1 protein-coding gene is annotated in these 231 nt (G+C 42.4%); it reads right to left on the bottom strand.

The annotated features are described in order from the left end of the window. On the bottom strand, window positions 1-229 hold a 229-nt coding region (locus FHC48_RS23930; protein ID WP_310572873.1), incomplete at its 3' end, for a transposase family protein. Between the last annotated feature and the right edge of the window lie 2 nt (window positions 230-231).

The following is a 231-nucleotide window of genomic DNA, read 5'->3' as shown; positions in this document are numbered from 1 at the left end:
ACTTTTGTAAGCGTGTCGCGCTAATCATTCCCATCACTCTTGCAATGGTAATGGCAGAGGGAACACCATGACTAAAATCACCAAAGCGTTTGAGAAAATCTAACCATCTAGTGCCATAAAGATGGATAGCTTTCCAGTCATCTTGACCGGAAAGCACCGCGCAAATTGTTAACAAAATGATATCAGTTAACTTGTGCTCGACTTTACCTTGTTGGCGATAATCTGGGATGG

It is taken from the genome of Enterobacter sp. EC_50 (assembly GCF_019584525.1).
Lineage (GTDB): Bacteria > Pseudomonadota > Gammaproteobacteria > Enterobacterales > Enterobacteriaceae > Enterobacter > Enterobacter roggenkampii.
This window is presented reverse-complemented; position numbering and strand designations above follow the sequence as displayed.